This window comes from Streptomyces sp. SCSIO ZS0520 (genome assembly GCF_025643355.1).
Classification (GTDB): domain Bacteria; phylum Actinomycetota; class Actinomycetes; order Streptomycetales; family Streptomycetaceae; genus Streptomyces; species Streptomyces physcomitrii.
Genome location: NZ_CP092644.1, coordinates 26,368 through 43,478, shown reverse-complemented (window position 1 = coordinate 43,478; position 17,111 = coordinate 26,368). Strand labels below are relative to the sequence as shown.

The window sequence follows — 17,111 nt, the reverse complement described above, 5'->3', positions numbered from 1 at the left end:
CCGCCCACCCTCACCCCACCCACCGACCCCCCCCCACCGACCTCCCACCCACCCACCGCCCCCCGCACCCGACACCACCACCCCCGACACCACCGCAGCCGCAGCCGCTGTGGTGGGACCAGAGGACACCGCCTACGTCCTGTACACCTCCGGCTCCACCGGCCGCCCCAAGGCCGTCGCCGTCCCGCACCGCGGCGTCGTCAACCGGCTGCTGTGGATGCAGGACGCCTACCGGCTCACCCCCGACGACAAGGTCCTGCAGAAAACCCCCTTCACCTTCGATGTGTCGGTATGGGAGTTCTTCTGGCCGCTGCTGAACGGCGCCGTCCTGCACCTGGCCGCGCCCGGCGCCCACCGCGACCCGCGCGCCCTGGCCCGCACCATCGACGACCACGGCGTCACCACCGTCCACTTCGTGCCGTCCATGCTCGACCTCTTCCTCACCGAACCCGCCGCCGCCCCCCTGCCCACCCTGCGCCGCGTGGTGTGCAGCGGCGAGGCGCTGCGCCCCGAGACCGTCCACCGCTTCTTCGAACGCCACCACAGCCCCGGCACCCGCGGCCCCGACCTGTACAACCTCTACGGGCCCACCGAGGCGTCCATCGACGTCACCCACTGGCACGTGAGCCCCGCCGACGCCGCGGGCCCGGTGCCCATCGGCCGCCCGGTGGCCAACACCAGCCTGTACGTCCTGGACCCCGAGGGGCGGCCCCTGCCCCCCGGCACGGTCGGCGAACTCCACATCGGCGGCGTCCAGGTCGCCTCCGGCTACCTGCACCGCCCCGACCTGACCGCGGCGAGTTTCCTGCCCGACCCGTTCGGCCCCGGCACCCTCTACAAGACCGGCGATGCGGTTCTGCGCCGCACGGACGGCGTCCTCCTCTACCGCGGCCGCCTGGACGACCAGGTCAAGGTCAACGGCCTGCGCATCGAACCCGGCGAGATCGAATCCGCCCTCCTCGAGCACCCCCGCATCACCCAGGCCGTGGTCAGCGCACCCCAAGAAGCAGACGGCCGGCGCCAGTTGATCGCCCACCTGGTCCCCGACGGGCCCGCCCCCGATACCGGCGAACTCCTGGCCCTGCTGCGGCGCACCCTGCCCGCCCACATGACACCGGCGCACTTCGTCACCCTGGACGCCCTGCCGCTGCTGCCCAACGGCAAACTCGACCGCGCCGCCCTCCCCACCCCCACCACCGCCGCCACCGCCACCGACTCCGGCGTGGTGACGGCGCCCGCCACCGAGGCCGAACACCTCCTGCACCGGGCCTGGTGCACCGTCCTGGGCATCGCACAGGCCGACGTCGACGCCTCCTTCTTCGCCCTCGGCGGCGACTCCATGCACGCCATCCGCGTCCGCGCCGAAACCGAACGAGGCGGCCACACCTTCACCGTCGCCGACCTCCTGCAGGGCCCCTCCATCCGCGAACTCGCCACACACCTGCGCCCCCTGGAACCCCCCGCCACCGCGGGTCCCGGTGCGCCGTTCGCGCTGCTCACCGACGCCGACCGGGCCCTGCTGCCCGACGGCCTCGACGACGCCTACCCCCTCAGCGCCATGCAGACCGGCATGCTCTACCACGCCGCCCTGGCCGAGGACTCCTCCGTCTACCGCGTGGTCACCAGCGTCCGTATCAGCCGCCCCCTGGACCTCGACGCCCTGACCGCCGCCGTCGCCGACACCGTGCGCCGCCACCCCTCACTGCGCTGCTCCTTCGACCTCGCCCGCTACAGCGAGCCCTTGCAGCTGGTCCACCACCAGGTCCGCGTCCCCGTCGAACGGGGCGAAGACCTCACCGACCTGAGCGAGAGCGACCGCCGCGGCGCCCTGCGCGCCTGGGTCGAACGCGCCAAGTTCACCCGCTTCGACACCGCGCACGCCCCCCTGCTGAAGTTCACCGCCCACCCCTGCACCCCCACCTCCTTCGAGCTGTCCGTGATCGAGCACCACGTCGTCCTCGACGGCTGGAGCGACATGCGCATGCTCGAGGAGATCACCGCCCACTACGCCGCCCGCCTGACCGGCACCCCTCTCGCCCTGCCCGAAGTGCCCTCCACCTACCGGGACTTCGTCGCCGCCGAACGCCGCGCCCTGGCCGACGACACCTCCCGCGCCTACTGGGCCGACCTTCTGCACGGCGCCGAACCCACCCACCTCCCCACCCCCGCCACCGGCACCGAAACCGGCACCAGCACCACCGGCACCAGCACCGATACCGATACCGATACCGGCACCAGCACCAGCACCGGCACCGATACCGAGACCGGCACCGGCACCGGCACCGGCACCGATACCAGCACCGATACCAGCACCGGTTCCGGCACCGGTGCCGGTTCGGGGTCGGCCCTCCACCGCCGCTACGACATCCCCGTGGCCCCGCACACCGCCCGCGCCCTGACCGTTCTGGCGCGCCGGGAGGGCCTGCCCCTCAAGGCCCTCCTGACCGCCGCCCATCTGGCCGTCCTGCGTCTGGCGAGCGGCGACGACGAGGTCCTGACCGGTGTCGTCGCCAACGCCCGCCTGGAGGAGGCCGGCGGCGACGAGACCATCGGTGTCTTCCTCAACACCCTGCCGCTGCGCCTGGACCTCTCCCGGGCCACGCTCGCCGAGACCGCCCGCCTGGTCTTCGCCCACGAACGCGCCTCGGCCCCCCACCGCCGCTACCCCTTCGCCCAGATGCAGCAGGACACCGGCGAAAGCCTCCGCCTGGACAGCTACGTCAACTTCATGGACTTCCACGCCGCGGGCGACCGTGGTGAGCGGGTTCCCATGACGGTCACGGCCGGGATCGCCGAGACGAACTACCCCCTGGCCGCGAACTTCCTCATCGACCCCGACGACAGCACCCTGACCCTCTGGCTCGACTGCGACCTCGCCGCCCTGCCCGAAGACCTGTGCACCCGCCTGCCCGGCTACTACCAGCGCGCCCTTACCGCCGTCGCCGAACACAGCGAACTCCCGCTCGTGGAAGCCGACCTGATGGACGAGGCCGAACACGCCCGGCTGGCCCGCTTCAACGACACCGCCCTCGCCTACGACCACCGCACCACCGTCCACGAGCAGTTCGCCCACCAGGCCCGCACCCGCCCCGAGGCGATCGCGCTGGTCCACCGCCACACCCAGCTCACCTACGGCGAACTCGACGCGCGCGCCAACCGCCTCGCCCACCACCTGCGCGCCCACCGCATCGGCCCCGGCGACCTGGTCGGCGTCAGCCTGCGCCGCGGCCCCGATCTGGTCACCGCCCTGCTCGCGGTCCTCAAGACCGGCGCCGCCTACGTCCCCCTGGACCCCTCCTTCCCCACCGGCCGCCTGGAGCACATCGCCACCGACGCCCGTATCGCCTGCCTCCTCAAAGGCCCCGGCACCCCCGACACCCTCACCGCCGCGCACGTCATCGACCTCACCCGCGACGCCGACCTCCTGCACACCCATCCCGCCACCGCACCCGACACCCCGGTCACCGGCGAGGACACCGCCTACGTCATCTACACCTCCGGCTCCACCGGCACCCCCAAGGGCACCGCCCTGCGCCACCGCAACGCCCTCAACTTCTTCGCCGGCATGGACCAGCGCATCGGCTGCACCCCGCACGACACCGTCCTCGCGGTCACCAGCGTCTCCTTCGACATCTCCGTGACCGAACTGCTGTGGCCGCTCACCCACGGCGCCAAAGTCGTCATCGCCGGTGAACGCCTCACCGCCAACCTCACCCCCCGCAGCGACACCCCCCAGCGGCCGACCGCCTTCAGCCTGTTCTTCTTCGCCGCCTCCGCCGGCGCCTCCACCCAGGACGGCTACCGGCTGGTGCTGGAGGCGGCACGCTTCGCCGACCGGCACGGCTTCGAGGCCGTGTGGACGCCCGAACGCCACTTCCACGCCTTCGGCGGCCTCTACCCCAACCCCTCGGTGCTCTCCGCCGCCCTGGCCACCGCCACCGAACGCATCGCCCTGCGCTGCGGCAGCGTGGTGGCCCCCCTGCACGACACCCTCCGCATCGCCGAGGAATGGTCCCTGGTCGACAACCTCTCCGGCGGCCGCACCGGACTGGCCTTCGCCGCGGGCTGGAACTCCAACGACTTCGTCCTGCGCCCCGCCAACTTCGCCGACCGCAAAGACATCATGAGCGCCCAGCTGGAGGAGTTCCGCCGCCTGTGGCGCGGCCAGAGCATCACCCGCACCGGCGGCAGCGGCCAGGACGTCGAGGTCACCCTCTTCCCCGCCCCCGTCCAGGCCGAGCCGCCGATCTGGCTCACCTCGGTGGGCACCCTGGCCACCTTCCGCAAGGCCGGCGCCTCCGGGGCCAACCTGCTCACCCACCTGTTCGGGCAGTCCACCGCCGAACTCGCCGAGAAGATCGACACCTACCGCACGGCCCGCGCCGAAGCCGGCCACCAGGGGCCCGGCCAGGTCACCGTCATGGTCCACACCTTCCTGTCCGACGACACCGAAGACGCCCGCCGCCGAGCCCGCGACCCCTTCCGCGCCTACCTGCGCAGCTCCACCGAACTGTGGCGCACCCTGTTCACCGCCACCGGCAAGGACCTGCCCGAGATGGGCGCCGAGGAGCAGATCGACGCCGTCATCGACCTGGCCATCGACCGCTACTTCGAGACCTCCGGCCTCTTCGGCTCCCCGGACACCTGCGCCGACCTCGTACGCGACCTGTCCGCCGCGGGCGTCGACGAGATCGCCTGCCTCGTCGACTTCGGCCTGGAGACCGACGCCGTCCTGGAGAGCCTCACCTGGGTCGACGTGCTGCGCGACCAGCACGCCGAGGAGAGCGCCGACAGCGCCCACAGCCTCACCGAACTGTGCGCCCGCCACGACATCACCCTCCTGCAGGGCACCCCCTCCCTGCTGGCCGCCATCGCCGCCGAACCCGCCGCCTTGAGCGCGCTGGCCGGCCTGCGCGCCCTCCTCGTCGGCGGCGAAGCCTTCCCGCCCGGCCTGGCCCGGCGCCTGACCGACGCGCTGCCCGCCACCCGCCTGTTCAACATGTACGGGCCCACCGAGACCACCATCTGGTCCACCGTCCACGCCCTGGACGCCGCCCGTGACACCGCCACCGTCCCCATCGGCCGGCCCCTCGCCAACACCGAGGCCCGCGTCGTCGACGAACGCGGCCGCCAACTGCCCGTCGGCGTCAGCGGCGAGCTGTGGATCGGCGGCGACGGCGTGGCCGCCGGCTACCTGCACCGCCCCGAACTGACCGCCGAACGCTTCGTCACCGCCCCCGGCACACGGCGTCGCTTCTACCGCACCGGCGACCGCGTCAGCCGCCGCCCGGACGGCAGCCTGGAATTCCTCGGCCGCGTCGACCGCCAGGTCAAGATCCTCGGCCACCGGGTGGAGCCCGACGAGGTCGAAAGCGTCCTGTCCCGCCACCCCGGCCTGGACGCCGTCGCCGTCACCGCCGTCGAAGCCGCCCACGGCACCGAACTCGTCGCCTACGTCTCACCCGCCGGCTCCCGCACCGACACCGCCGTCCAGGACGCCCACGTCCAGCACTGGGGCGAGGTGTGGGAAAGCGCCTACACCACCCCCCACCACAACGGCGACAGCGACAGCGACAGCGACAACGACAGCGACGGCGGCGGCGACGGTGAGGGGGGTGAGGGGGCGGCGTTCGCGGGCTGGCTCTCCAGCTACACCGGCGAGGCCATCCCGCTGCCCGAGATGCGCCAGTGGCTCGCCCACACCGTCGAGGCGATCCGCGCCCTGAAGCCCACCGCGCTGGCCGACATCGGCGTCGGCCAGGGACTGGTCCTGCGCTCCCTGGCCGGCGAGGTCGCGGCCTACCACGGCGTCGACCTGTCACCCACCGCGCTCACCGCCGCCGCCGCGAGCCTGGGCCACCCCCTGCCCGAGCACGTCACCCTGCACCGCTCGGGCCCCGAATACCTGGCCACGCTCGCCCCGCACAGCCTGGACACCGTCGTCATCAACTCGGTCGCCCAGTACTTCCCCTCCACCGACTACCTGCGCACCGTCCTCACCGACGCCCTGCGGGCCCTGGCCCCCGGCGGCGCCGTCTTCCTCGGCGATGTCCGCTCCGTGGAGATGCTTCCCGCCTTCCACACCGCCGTCCAGCTCCACCGCGCCACCCCGCTGCAGAGCGCCGGGGAACTACGCGCCCAGATCGCCTGGCACCTGGGGGAGGAGCGGGAACTGTGCCTGTCCCCGGCCTTCTTCCACCACCTCGCCGAAGAACTCGGCGAGATCACCGAGGTCCGCATCGAACTCAAACGCGGCACCTACCACAACGAACTCTCCCTCTTCCGCTACGACGTCACCCTCCTGACCGGCCCCCGCCCCCCGGCCGCCCCGGCCCGGCAGACGACCTGGCAGGACTGCGAGCGCGACCTCGAGGTCCTGCGCACCCGCCTGGCCGCGGCCTCCGGCCCCCTGCTCGTGCGCGGCATCCCCAACAGCCGCCTGGCCCCGCTGACGGCGGCCGCCGGCGCCCTGGCCGAACTCGACGAGGCCGCCACCGCCTGGGACCTGGACCGCCTGCTGTGGGAACGCGAACACGAGGCCGGCCTGAACCCCGAGGACCTGCACACCCTCGCCGCCCAGTACGCGATGACGGTGCGCACCCTGGTGCCCGACCACGGCCACCTCGACACCTTCGACGCCCACTTCACCCCCGCCACCCCCGCCCACCCGGCAGACCCGGCAGCCCCGGCAGACCAGTCCACCCGCCCCGCAGACCCCGCCCACCCGGCAGCCCCGGCAGAGCAGTCCGCCCCGGCAGCCCCGGCAGCCCCGGCGGATCGGACAGCCCCGGCAGACCGGGCGGATCACCGTGGCCCCGCAGACGAAAAGGACCAGGCATGAGCACCCACCGCCCCCTGGCCAACGACCCGCTCACCTCCGCCTGGGCGGCGGGCCTGCGCTCCTCCCTGCGCGCCTTCGCCCGCACCCACCTGCCCGAGGCGATGGTCCCCGCCCACTTCATGGTCCTGCCCGACCTGCCCCACCTGCCCAACGGCAAAGTCGACCGCGCGGCCCTGCCGGCACTGAGCGCCGACACCAGCCCCGAACGCGCCTACCTCGCCCCCCGCACCCCCGTGGAAAAACACCTCGCCCGGATCTGGCAGGACCTGCTCGGCCTGCCCCAAGTCGGCGTCGAGACCAGCTTCTTCGACCTCGGCGGCGACTCCCTGACCGTGCTGCAGATGGCCGCCCAGATCCGCGAGAGCTACGACATCCGCCTCGACCTGCGGCGCATGTTCGAAGACCCCACCGTCGCCCGGCTCGCCCGCATGATCGGCTCCCAGGCCGACCCCGCCGTCACCGGCGCCGGCAACCCCCGCGGCATCGACGCCGAGGCCATGCGCGCCGACGCCGTCCTGCCCCCCGACATCACCCCCCACCCAGAGGCCCTGCCCGCCACCCAAGGCCCCTTCCACCACATCCTGCTGACCGGCGGCACCGGCTACACCGGCGCGTTCCTGCTGCGTGAACTCCTGGACCGCACCCCCGCCACCGCCACCGTCCACGTCCTGGTCCGCGCCCAGACCCCCCGCCAGGCCACCGACCGCGTCCGCGCCAACCTCGCCGAATACGGGCTGCTCACCGACACCGACATGGACCGCGTCGCCGCCGTCCCCGGCGACACCGGCCGCCCCTACCTCGGCCTGACCAAGGACACCTACCTGCGCCTGGCCGCCGACACCGAACTCGTCATCCACAACGCGGCCGTCTCCAGCTGGATCGTGCCCTACCCCCAGCTCAAACCCGTCAACGTCTTCGGCGCCCTGGAAGTCCTGCGCCTGGCCTGCCGCACCCGTATCAAGGCCGTCCACTTCGTGTCCACCATCGGCGTCTACCCCGGCCACCCCGGTGAGCGGACCTGGCACGAGGAGGCGCTCACCGAGAGCGCGCACGTCGTCGGCGGCTACCGCCAGTCCAAATGGGTCGCCGACACCCTCATGCTCCAGGCCCGCGAGCGCGGCATCCCCACCCACGTCCACCGCCTCGGCGCCGTCACCGGCTCCCAGAAGAGCGGCGCCTGCTCACCCGACACCTTCATCAACCACCTCATCAAGGGCTGCATCCAGCTCGGCGCCTACCTCGACCTCGACCTGCTCCTCGACCTGGTCCCCGTCGACCACTGCGCCGCCGCCGTATCCCACATCGCGCTGAGCGCCCGAAGCGAACACGCCGTCTTCAACCTGCCCAGCGCCCGCCCCACCGCCATGAACGACATCTTCGAACTCATCACCGCCTACGGCTACCGGCTGCGCCGCCTGGACTACCGCAGCTGGTACCGGGAACTGGCCGCCGCCGTCGAACGCGGCGAGGACAACGAACTGGCCCGCTACCTCCCCCTGTTCGGCACCGACCAGCCCGCCGAGGAAGTCGGCTACCAGGGCAGCAGGCCCGCCTTCACCACCACCCACCTCGACGCCGCCCTCGAGGGCACCGGCATCCGCCCCCACCCCGTCGACCGTGAACTGTTCGACCTCTACCTCGACCACTTCGTCGCCACCGGCTTCCTGCCCTCACCCGACGAGGCCGCCGCCCGCCACCTGCGGCCCACCACCGTGGAGACACCCACCATGACCACCACCCCGGCCCCGGTTTTCCCGCTGCCGCGCACCCACCCCCTCGACCCGCCCCCCGCCTACCGCGAACTGGCCGCCGAACAACCGGTGTTCCAGGTCCGCACCCCGCGCGGCGAACACGTCTGGCTCGTCACCCGCCACGAGGACGCCCGCACCGTCCTGACCGACCTGCGCTTCAGCTCCGACCCCAAGACCCCCGGATACCCCTCCTACATCTCCGGCGACACCCCCATCCCGCCCGGCTTCTTCCTCAACCAGGACGCCCCCGACCACACCCGCCTGCGGCGCCTGGTCACCCGCGAATTCCTGATCACCCAGATGGAAGCCAAACGGCCCCGCATGAAGGCCATCCTCGACGACCTCCTTGCGGCCATGGCCGCCCGCGGCACCACCGCCGACCTGGTCCGCGACCTCGCCTTCCCGATGGCCGCCACCGTCATGTGCGAACTCCTGGACGTCCCCTACGAGGACCACCACATCTTCGTCACCCTCACCGACACCATCCTGGACCGCAGCAGCACCCCCGCCCAGGCCGAGGGCGCCGCCCGCGAACTCATGGCCTACTTCGACAAGGTCGTCACCGCCCGCGAACAGCAGCCCACCGACGACATGCTCGGCCGCCTCGTCGCCCAGGAAGAGGCCGGCAAGCTCTCCCACGACGAATTCGTGGGCCTGGCGGCCCTGTTGATGCTCTCCGGCTACGACACCATGGCCCAGATGATCGGCCTGGGCACCGCCACCCTCCTCGAACACCCCGAACAGCTCGCCGCCCTGCGCGCCGACCCGGCCCTGTATCCGCAGGCCGTCGAGGAACTGCTGCGCTACCTGTCCATCAACCACGCGGGCCTGCCCCGGGCCGCCACCGAGGACCTCACCCTGGCCGGCACACGGATCAGCAAGGGCGACGGCCTCCTGGTGATGATCAACGCCGCCAACCGCGACGCCGCCGTCTTCACCGAGCCCGACACCTTCGACATCCACCGCCCGGACCCGCAGTCCCACGTCGCCTTCGGCCACGGCTTCCACAAATGCATCGGACTGACCCTGGCCCGCGTCGAGTTGAGCACCGTCTTCGCCGGACTCTTCGAGAAGTTCCCCACCCTCCAGCCGGCCGCCCCCCTCGAAGAGCTGCCCTTCCGCCACGACATGGTGCTCTACGGAGTACGCGCACTGCCCGTCACCTGGTAACCCGCGCGCCCGCCGAGCCCGTACTCACACCAAGGACACCCCTATGCCGGTCAACTCCGTCTTCCTCCTGCCGGGACAAGGGGGATACACCCCCGCACTGTTCGCCGACACCTTCCCGCGCCACCCCCGGATCAAGGAGATCCTGGACACCGTCGACCGCACCGCCGCCGCCTTCGGCCGGCACCCCGTCAGCACCCTGCTCACCCGCGCCGACGCCCCCACCGCGGCCGACCTCACCCGCCAGGACCCCTTCGCCCTGCAACTGGCCGTCTTCGCCGCCGGAGTCGGCGGCTACCACCTCGCCCAGGAACAGCACGGCACCCCCGACGTCGTGGTCGGCCACAGCATGGGCGAGATCGCCGCCCTCACCGTCGCCGGCGCCTTCACCCTCGCCGACGGCGCCCGCCTCACCGCCCTGCGCGCCCAGGCCCTGGCCGCCCACTGCCCCACCGACGGCGGCCTGCTCGCCCTCGAACTCAACACCACCCGCACCACCCACCTGCTGGGCGCCCTGGCCGAACACACCCTCGCCCTGGCCGTCGTCAACGCCCCCCGCCAAAGCGTCGTCTCCGGCCCCGCCCCCGCCCTGGACACCCTCGCCCGCGCCGCCGCCGCCCTCGACATCCGCACCACCCGCCTCAACGCCCCCTACCCCTTCCACAACCCCCTGCTCCACAGCGCGGCCCAGCACTTCACCGCCGCCCTCACCGACCTGCCCCAACACCCCCTGCGCCTGCGCGTCCACTCCCCGGTCGCCGGCACCTACCTCAACGACACCGACGACCTCAAAGCCCTCCTCGCCCGGCAGCTGACCGCCCCCGTCCACTTCCTCGACACCCTGCGCACCCTGCACGCCGACGGCGCCGAACACTTCACCGAATGCGGCAAGGCCGGCCTCACCGGCCTCGTACGCCGCACCATCCCCCAGACCACCCCCGGCCCCCACCCCACACCCGCACCCACATCCACCCCCGCCTCGGTACCCGCTCCCTCAACCACCCCCGCACCGGCACCCGTTGCCACCCCGACAGCCGCGACCGGCTCCGTCCTCGAAGAGCTGCGGGAGCTGTACGCCGGGGCCCTGGGCTACCCGGTGGAGGTGGTCACCGGTGAGGCGGACCTGGAGGCCGACCTGGGGGTGGATTCGCTGAAGCGGGCGGAGATGCTGGGGAAGGTGGCGGCGCATTTCGGTCTGGGGGAGTCGGCGCGCGATGGCCGGTTCGTGGCCCAGTCCACCCTCGCCGACCTCGCCGCCCTCATCGAAACCACCCCCACCACCACGGCGCCCGCCTCCCTCGCTCCCGCCGCCCCGGTGACCGGTTCGGTCCTCGAAGAGCTGCGGGAGCTGTACGCCGGAGCCCTCGGCTACCCCGTCGAAGTCGTCACCGGTGAGGCGGACCTGGAGGCCGACCTGGGGGTGGATTCGCTGAAGCGGGCGGAGATGCTGGGGAAGGTGGCGGCGCATTTCGGTCTGGGGGAGTCGGCGCGCGATGGCCGGTTCGTGGCCCAGTCCACCCTCGCCGACCTCGCCGCCCTCGTCACCGCGGCCCAGACCGCGCGCTGACCCACCACACGGGAGCCACCACCAGCATGACCCTCACCGGCCGCACCACCCTGCTCACCGGCACCGCCCACCCCCCGGCCGCCGCCGCGGGCAGCCACCTCGCCGCCAGCACCCGCCTGCTGACCAGCGGCCCCCAACACCCCGACGCCGTACGCCGGTTGCTGGCCCAGGCCGCCCCGCACGCCCTGATCACCACCCTCACCGCCGAAACCGCGGCGAGCGAACTGCGCGGCGTCCACGACCGGTTCTTGGCCACGGCACCCCGGGGCGCCGTCCTCGTCCTGTGGTGCGGCCCCGCCACCCGGGCACCGGCCGAGGCAGAACTGCACCGCCTGGCCCCCACCGCCCGGGCCACCGGCACCCGCCTGCACGCCGTCCTCACCCCCGACACCACCGGCGCCGCCCCCGACACCACCGGCGGCGGTTCGGGGCCCGAAGCCGCCGCAACGCCCCGCGCCCTCGCCCAGCTCACCGCCTTCCTCCTCGGCGACACCGCCGCCGCCCTCGACGGCCACCTCCTCACCCTCGCCACACCCGCCCCCGCCTCCGCCTCCGCCCGCGAACCCGCTATGGCCCCGGCCCCGGCCCGTACGCCCGCCCCCGTCTCCCAGCACCCCCAGCACTCCCAGGACCGCGAGGACCACCCGGACCGCGAGGTCCGCGGGGTCCGCGGGGTCCGCGAGAACGCCGAGGGCTCCCAAGCCGCCCTGGACGACGAGGCGATCGTCGTCGTCGGTATGGGACTCGCCGTCCCCGGAGCCAGCACCCCCGAAGAGTTCTGGACCCTGCTGACCGAGGGGGAGCCCGTCTTCGGCGAACCGGGCGAGCGCCTGGACATCGACGCCCTGTTCTCGCCCGATGCCGCCGCGCCGGACAAGACCTACTCCCGCGTCTCCGGCTTCATGACCGGCTTCACCCCCCACCCCCGCCTGAGGGCCGAGATCGCCTCCGGTGCCTTCGACAGCGAGGAGTACACCGCCCTGTGGCTGCGCCACTCGCTGCTCGCCGCCACCGAACACGTCACCACCCGCCCCGGCGACCGCCACCTGCTCGCCCTGGGCCTGACCCCCGACGGCAGCCAGCACCTCGAACAGAGCCTGATCACCTCCAGTGTCCGCGCCCACCTCACCGGCGCCGGACACCCCGTCCCCGACACCCTGGACACCCACTACCCCCTGGGCCGGGGCCCCGCCGCCGACGTCCTGCCCCACCGCATCGCCCGCGCCGCCGCCCACGATCTGCCGCCCACCACCGAGATCGTCGTCGTCGACACCGCCTGCTCCTCCTCCCTCTACACCATCGACCTCGGCGTACGGGCCCTGCGCGCGGGCGAGGCGGACATCGCCCTGTGCGGCGGCGCCTTCGCGTTGAGCGCGCAGAATCTGGTGCTCTTCTCCAAGCTGCGCGGACTGTCCCGCTCCGGACGGGTGCGCGCCCTGGACCGTGACGCGGACGGTGTCCTGTTCAGCGACAGCGCCGCCACCCTCGTCCTGAAGACCCGTGCCCGTGCCCGCGCCGACGGCGACACCGTGCACGGCTACATCGCCGGTTTCGGCGGTTCCTCCGACGGCCGCGGCAAGGCCATCTACGCCCCCAACGCCGCCGGGCAGCAACTGGCCCTGCACCGCGCCCGGGCCGCCGCCCGCCTGAGCGCCGAGGACGTGGACTGGATCGTCGCCCACTCCACCGGAACCCCGGCGGGCGACCGTACCGAGATGACCGCGCTCACCCGCAGCGCGGGGTCCGGCAAGACCTGGACCATGACGTCCAACAAGTCACTGGTCGGCCACTGCGGTTGGGCGGCCGGAGCGGTCTCGGCGATCCATGCCCTGCTCGCCCTGCGCCACGAGAGGATCCCCGCCCAGCGGCAGTTCAGCCGCCTGCCCGAGGACCTCGGCGGCGCCGTCGAGGTCCCCACCACCGATCTGCCCTGGCCGGCCGGAGAGCGCCGCCGCACCGTCGGCGTCTCCGCCATGGGCTTCGGCGGCACCAACGGCCACCTCCTGCTCAGCGACCACCCGCCCGCGCCCACCGACCCCGCCGACCCCATCGCGCCCACCGATCCCACCGACCTCGCCGATCCCGCCGGTGCCGCCGGTGCCGTCGATGCTGCCGATCCTGTGGTGGTGACCGCCTGGGCCACCCATCTGCCCGGCGACCCCGGCCCCGCCCTGCTGGGCGACTGGCGGCCCGGCACCACTCCCGCCTGGCCGCTGTCCTTCGGCGAGGACTACCCGCTGCCCGAACCCCTCGAAGCCCGCCTCGCGCCGTCCGCGATCGCCGCGATGGACCGCAGCCAGCTCATGGCCCTGCGCTGCGCCGACCGCCTGGCCTCGCCCTGGACCAAGGACCCCGCCCTGGCCGCCCGCACCGGTGTCCTGGTCGGCCACAGCGGGCCCACCCGCTCGGCCCGCGACCACGCCCTGCGCTACAGCCTGCACGAGCTCACCCGCAAGGTCACCGGACCGGCCGGGATCCCCGCCGAGGTCCTCACCGGCGCGGTCGAGGCCACCAGCCGGCCCATCAACGAGGACGTCTATCCCGGCCTGATGCCCAACATCATCGCCGCCCGCGTGGTCCAGCGCCTGGACCTGCACGGCCCCAACATGACCCTGGACGCCGGGCGCGACTCCACCACCTCCGCGCTGGCCACCGCTCTTCGCTACCTGCGCGACGGCGAACTCGACCTCGCCCTGGTCCTCGGCGTCAACGCCACCACCGACCCCGCACCGGGGGACGGCGGCGCACCCGTCGCCGAGGCGGCCGTCGGCTTCACCCTCACCCGGCGCAGCCTCGCCCGCGCCCACGGCATGGACATCCTCGCCGAACTCGCCCTCGCCCCCGCCGAGACGACCCCCCGGCCCGCCGCTGCACCCGCTCCGGCCCGTGACCACCGCGGCGCCGAGAGCGCCCTCGCCCTCCTGCACGCCCTGCACACCCCCGCCCCCACCGTCCTGCACCCCCAGGAAGACCCCCACACCCCCACCCTCCTGCTCACCCCCACCCCCACCGGCGCCCCCACGTCCACCGCCCCGGACCCCCGCACCACCACCAACACCCACACGAGCACGGACCCGGACCCGTTCACGAGTACGGACACGTTCACGGGCCCGGACGCGACCACCCACCCGGGCCCGGCTACGGACGCGCCCGCGACCACGGGCACAGAAACCCACCCGGACACCCGCACGGGCACGGGCCCGGAAGCAACCCCGACCCCGGCCGCGACTGCGGCCCCCGACGAGGACAACCCGCTGCACGGGCACCTCGCCCGCCACACCCTCACCCTGCGCCCCCTGCCGGCCACCCCCGTACGCCCGCCCCGTCCCGCGCTGCCCCCGGGTGTGGTGCTGCTCACCGACGACCCCCGCGTCCTCGAAGGTGTCGAGCTGCCCGCCGAGGGGCTGATCGCCACCCCCCGCTCGACCCCCGCGCCCGCCGGCGGCGACCGTGTTCTGCCGCTGCCCGTCGCCCGCCTGGCCCCCGAGGAACTGACCGGCCTGCTGGCCGCCCGCCCCGTATCCGGGCCCGCGGACATCCGTGTCGTCCTCGCACCCCCGGCCGGTGCACCCGAGCAGGTTCCCGCGCACGTACTGGACCTGCACGACCTCGCCTTCACCGCCGCCCAGGCCCGCGCCGGGCGGCTGGAGGACGGCGGCAGCTACGCCGTCCTCGCCCTGGGCGCCCTGACGGGGCATCTGCCCGCGCCGCGGGCGGGCCTGTTCAGCGGCCTGGTCCGCAGCCTCGCCCAGGAACTTCCCGGCTGCCTCGTCTACGCCCTGCTCACCGACACCACCGACACCTCGGCCGCTCTCGCCCTGCTCGCCGAGGAGTCCGCCGCCCGCCGCCAGCTGCCCGTCGCCCACCACAGCGGGGGAGTGCGCCTGGAGTACGTCCTGCTGCCCGTCGAGGAGCCCGCCCCCGGCGAGTCGCTCGACCTGCCCGACGATCCGGTCCTGCTGGCCACCGGCGGAGCGCGCGGGCTGACCGCCCATCTCGTCCACGAGCTGCTCACCCACCGCGCCCCCCACGCCGTGTGGCTGCTGGGCACCGGCCCGCACCCCGATCCGCAGGACGCCGAGGGCGAACTGCCGCCGCGCCCGCAGGTCCTGCGGGAACTGATGGCCCGTCACCCCGGTGAGAGTCCCGCCCTGCTCAGCCGGCGCTACGACCAGCTCGAACAGCGCCGTGAACGCGCCCGTACCCTCGCCGAGCTGGAGCGCCTGTGCGGAGTGGGCCGGGTCCACTACCGCCAGTGCGATGTCCTGGACGAGGCGGCCGTGCACACGACGGTCGGGCAGATCCTTCAGGCCGAGGGCCGTATCGACATCGTCGTGCACGGCGCGGGCTTGGCACGCTCGGCGAGCCTTGCCCGCAAGAAACTCGCCGACCTGCGCACCGTGCGCGACATCAAGGTCCGCGGCTACGCCCACCTCAAGGCCGCCCTCGACGGCCACCGCCCCGCCCTGTGGTGCAGCATCAGCTCCGTGTCCGCGTTCACCGGGCTGCGCGGCGAGGCCGACTACGGCGCCGCCAACGAATTCCTCCTGCTGGCCGCCGCCCACGCCCGCCACAGGCGCCGCGACGACGAGGTCGCCCTCGCCTCCGGCCTGTGGACCGAGTCCGGGATGGCCGCGGCCACCACCCCCGGCGGCGCCTTCCTCGCCCGCCAGGGCGAGATCGGCCAGCTGACCGACGCCCAGGGCCGCGCCTTCTTCCGCACCGAACTACGCGGCCGCGGCAGCCACGGGCTGGCCACCACCTGGCTCGGCGAGGCCGACTGGAACACCCTCGAACGCGGCGCCCCCCACTTCCGTACCCTGTGCCGCACCCTCGCCGCCCGCGCCCCCGAACCGCGCCGCCGACCGGCCCTCCCCTCGGGTGCCTTCCTCAGCGGACCGCCCCACCGGCCCGATGCCGCTTCCGGCAGTTGGACCTTCGAGGTCCGCCTCGACGCGCACCCCTACCTCCGGGACCACCTCGTCGACGGCCGCCCCACGATCCCCGGCACCTTCATCCTCGAAATAGCCGCCGAGGCCGCCCTCGCCCTCGCCCCTGGCCTGCGCCCCGCCCGCATCACCGACGTGGTCCTGTCCCACTTCATCCGCGCCGCCCACCACCGCTGGCCGCGCACCCTGACCGCCCGGGCCACCCGCGACGGCGACACCGTCCACGTACGCGTCCTCACCCCCGCCGCCGGGCCGGTCCCGGAGCGTGAGCACACCCGGATGACGATCCACCTGGCCCGCACCCTCACCCCGGGCCCCTGGTGCCCGCCGGCCGGACCCGGCACCGAGGCCCCCAACACCTACGAACTGCCCGGCAGCCCGGTCGCGTTGAGCGGCGTCTTCGCCTCCCTGCGCGCGCCGCGGCTCCAGAGCGACGGCGGATCGGCCCACTTCCTGCCCGCCTTCACGCAACACGAGCGCCCCTTCGAGGAGTTCGTCCTGCCCAGCACCGCCCTGGACTGCCTGCTGCGCACCTGCGTACTCGACGGCCGCCGCCCCGGCGGCGACCTGCCCGTCATCGTCCCCACCGCGCTGGCCGCCATCGACCTGCACACCCCCGCCAACGACCTCGAACTCGCCCGGCGCTGGCCCGGCGGACTGGCGCTGCGCCACTGGTACGAGGAGGGCACCGGCGAGGAGAACTGCGCCCTCCTGGACCCCGAGGGGCGCGCCCTGCTGCGCGTCACCGGCATCACCGGCGCCGTCCGCGGCCGCTACCGGCCCCGTACCCGCACCTGGCAGCCCACCTCGTGAGCCGCCCCGTCCCCACCCGACCC

The 17,111-nt window shown here is 73.7% G+C and carries 4 protein-coding genes and 1 pseudogene; all 5 read left to right on the top strand.

Annotated features, from left to right (window positions below; all coding sequences use genetic code 11):
• Positions 1–94: 94 nt before the first annotated feature.
• Positions 95–2,995 (top strand): annotated as a pseudogene (locus MID12_RS00130) (amino acid adenylation domain-containing protein); the annotation flags it as partial.
• Positions 2,981–6,841, top strand: coding sequence for a MupA/Atu3671 family FMN-dependent luciferase-like monooxygenase (locus MID12_RS00125; RefSeq protein WP_263172761.1), 3,861 nt, complete (start codon positions 2,981–2,983; stop codon positions 6,839–6,841). The pseudogene MID12_RS00130 and the gene MID12_RS00125, both read left to right, overlap by 15 nt.
• Positions 6,838–9,762: a thioester reductase domain-containing protein gene (locus MID12_RS00120; RefSeq protein ID WP_263163951.1), complete on the top strand. Its 2,925-nt coding sequence runs from the start codon at positions 6,838–6,840 to the stop codon at positions 9,760–9,762. Before MID12_RS00125 ends, MID12_RS00120 begins: the two co-directional genes overlap by 4 nt.
• A 43-nt stretch (positions 9,763–9,805) precedes the next feature.
• Positions 9,806–11,326: an acyltransferase domain-containing protein gene (locus tag MID12_RS00115; protein ID WP_263163948.1), complete on the top strand. Its 1,521-nt coding sequence runs from the start codon at positions 9,806–9,808 to the stop codon at positions 11,324–11,326.
• Between the two features lie 26 nt (positions 11,327–11,352).
• The gene (locus MID12_RS00110; RefSeq protein WP_263163946.1) at positions 11,353–17,088 is read left to right on the top strand and encodes an SDR family oxidoreductase; all 5,736 of its coding nucleotides are present in this window, start codon (positions 11,353–11,355) and stop codon (positions 17,086–17,088) included.
• The last annotated feature ends 23 nt before the right edge of the window (positions 17,089–17,111 follow it).

Bases quoted from the DNA above. Each gene is read 5' to 3' on its own strand.
- MID12_RS00125 (WP_263172761.1), top strand. From the start codon at position 2,981: ATGGACGAGGCCGAACACGCCCGGCTGGCCCGCTTCAACGACACCGCC.
- MID12_RS00120 (WP_263163951.1), top strand. From the start codon at position 6,838: ATGAGCACCCACCGCCCCCTGGCCAACGACCCGCTCACCTCCGCCTGG.
- MID12_RS00115 (WP_263163948.1), top strand. From the start codon at position 9,806: ATGCCGGTCAACTCCGTCTTCCTCCTGCCGGGACAAGGGGGATACACC.
- MID12_RS00110 (WP_263163946.1), top strand. From the start codon at position 11,353: ATGACCCTCACCGGCCGCACCACCCTGCTCACCGGCACCGCCCACCCC.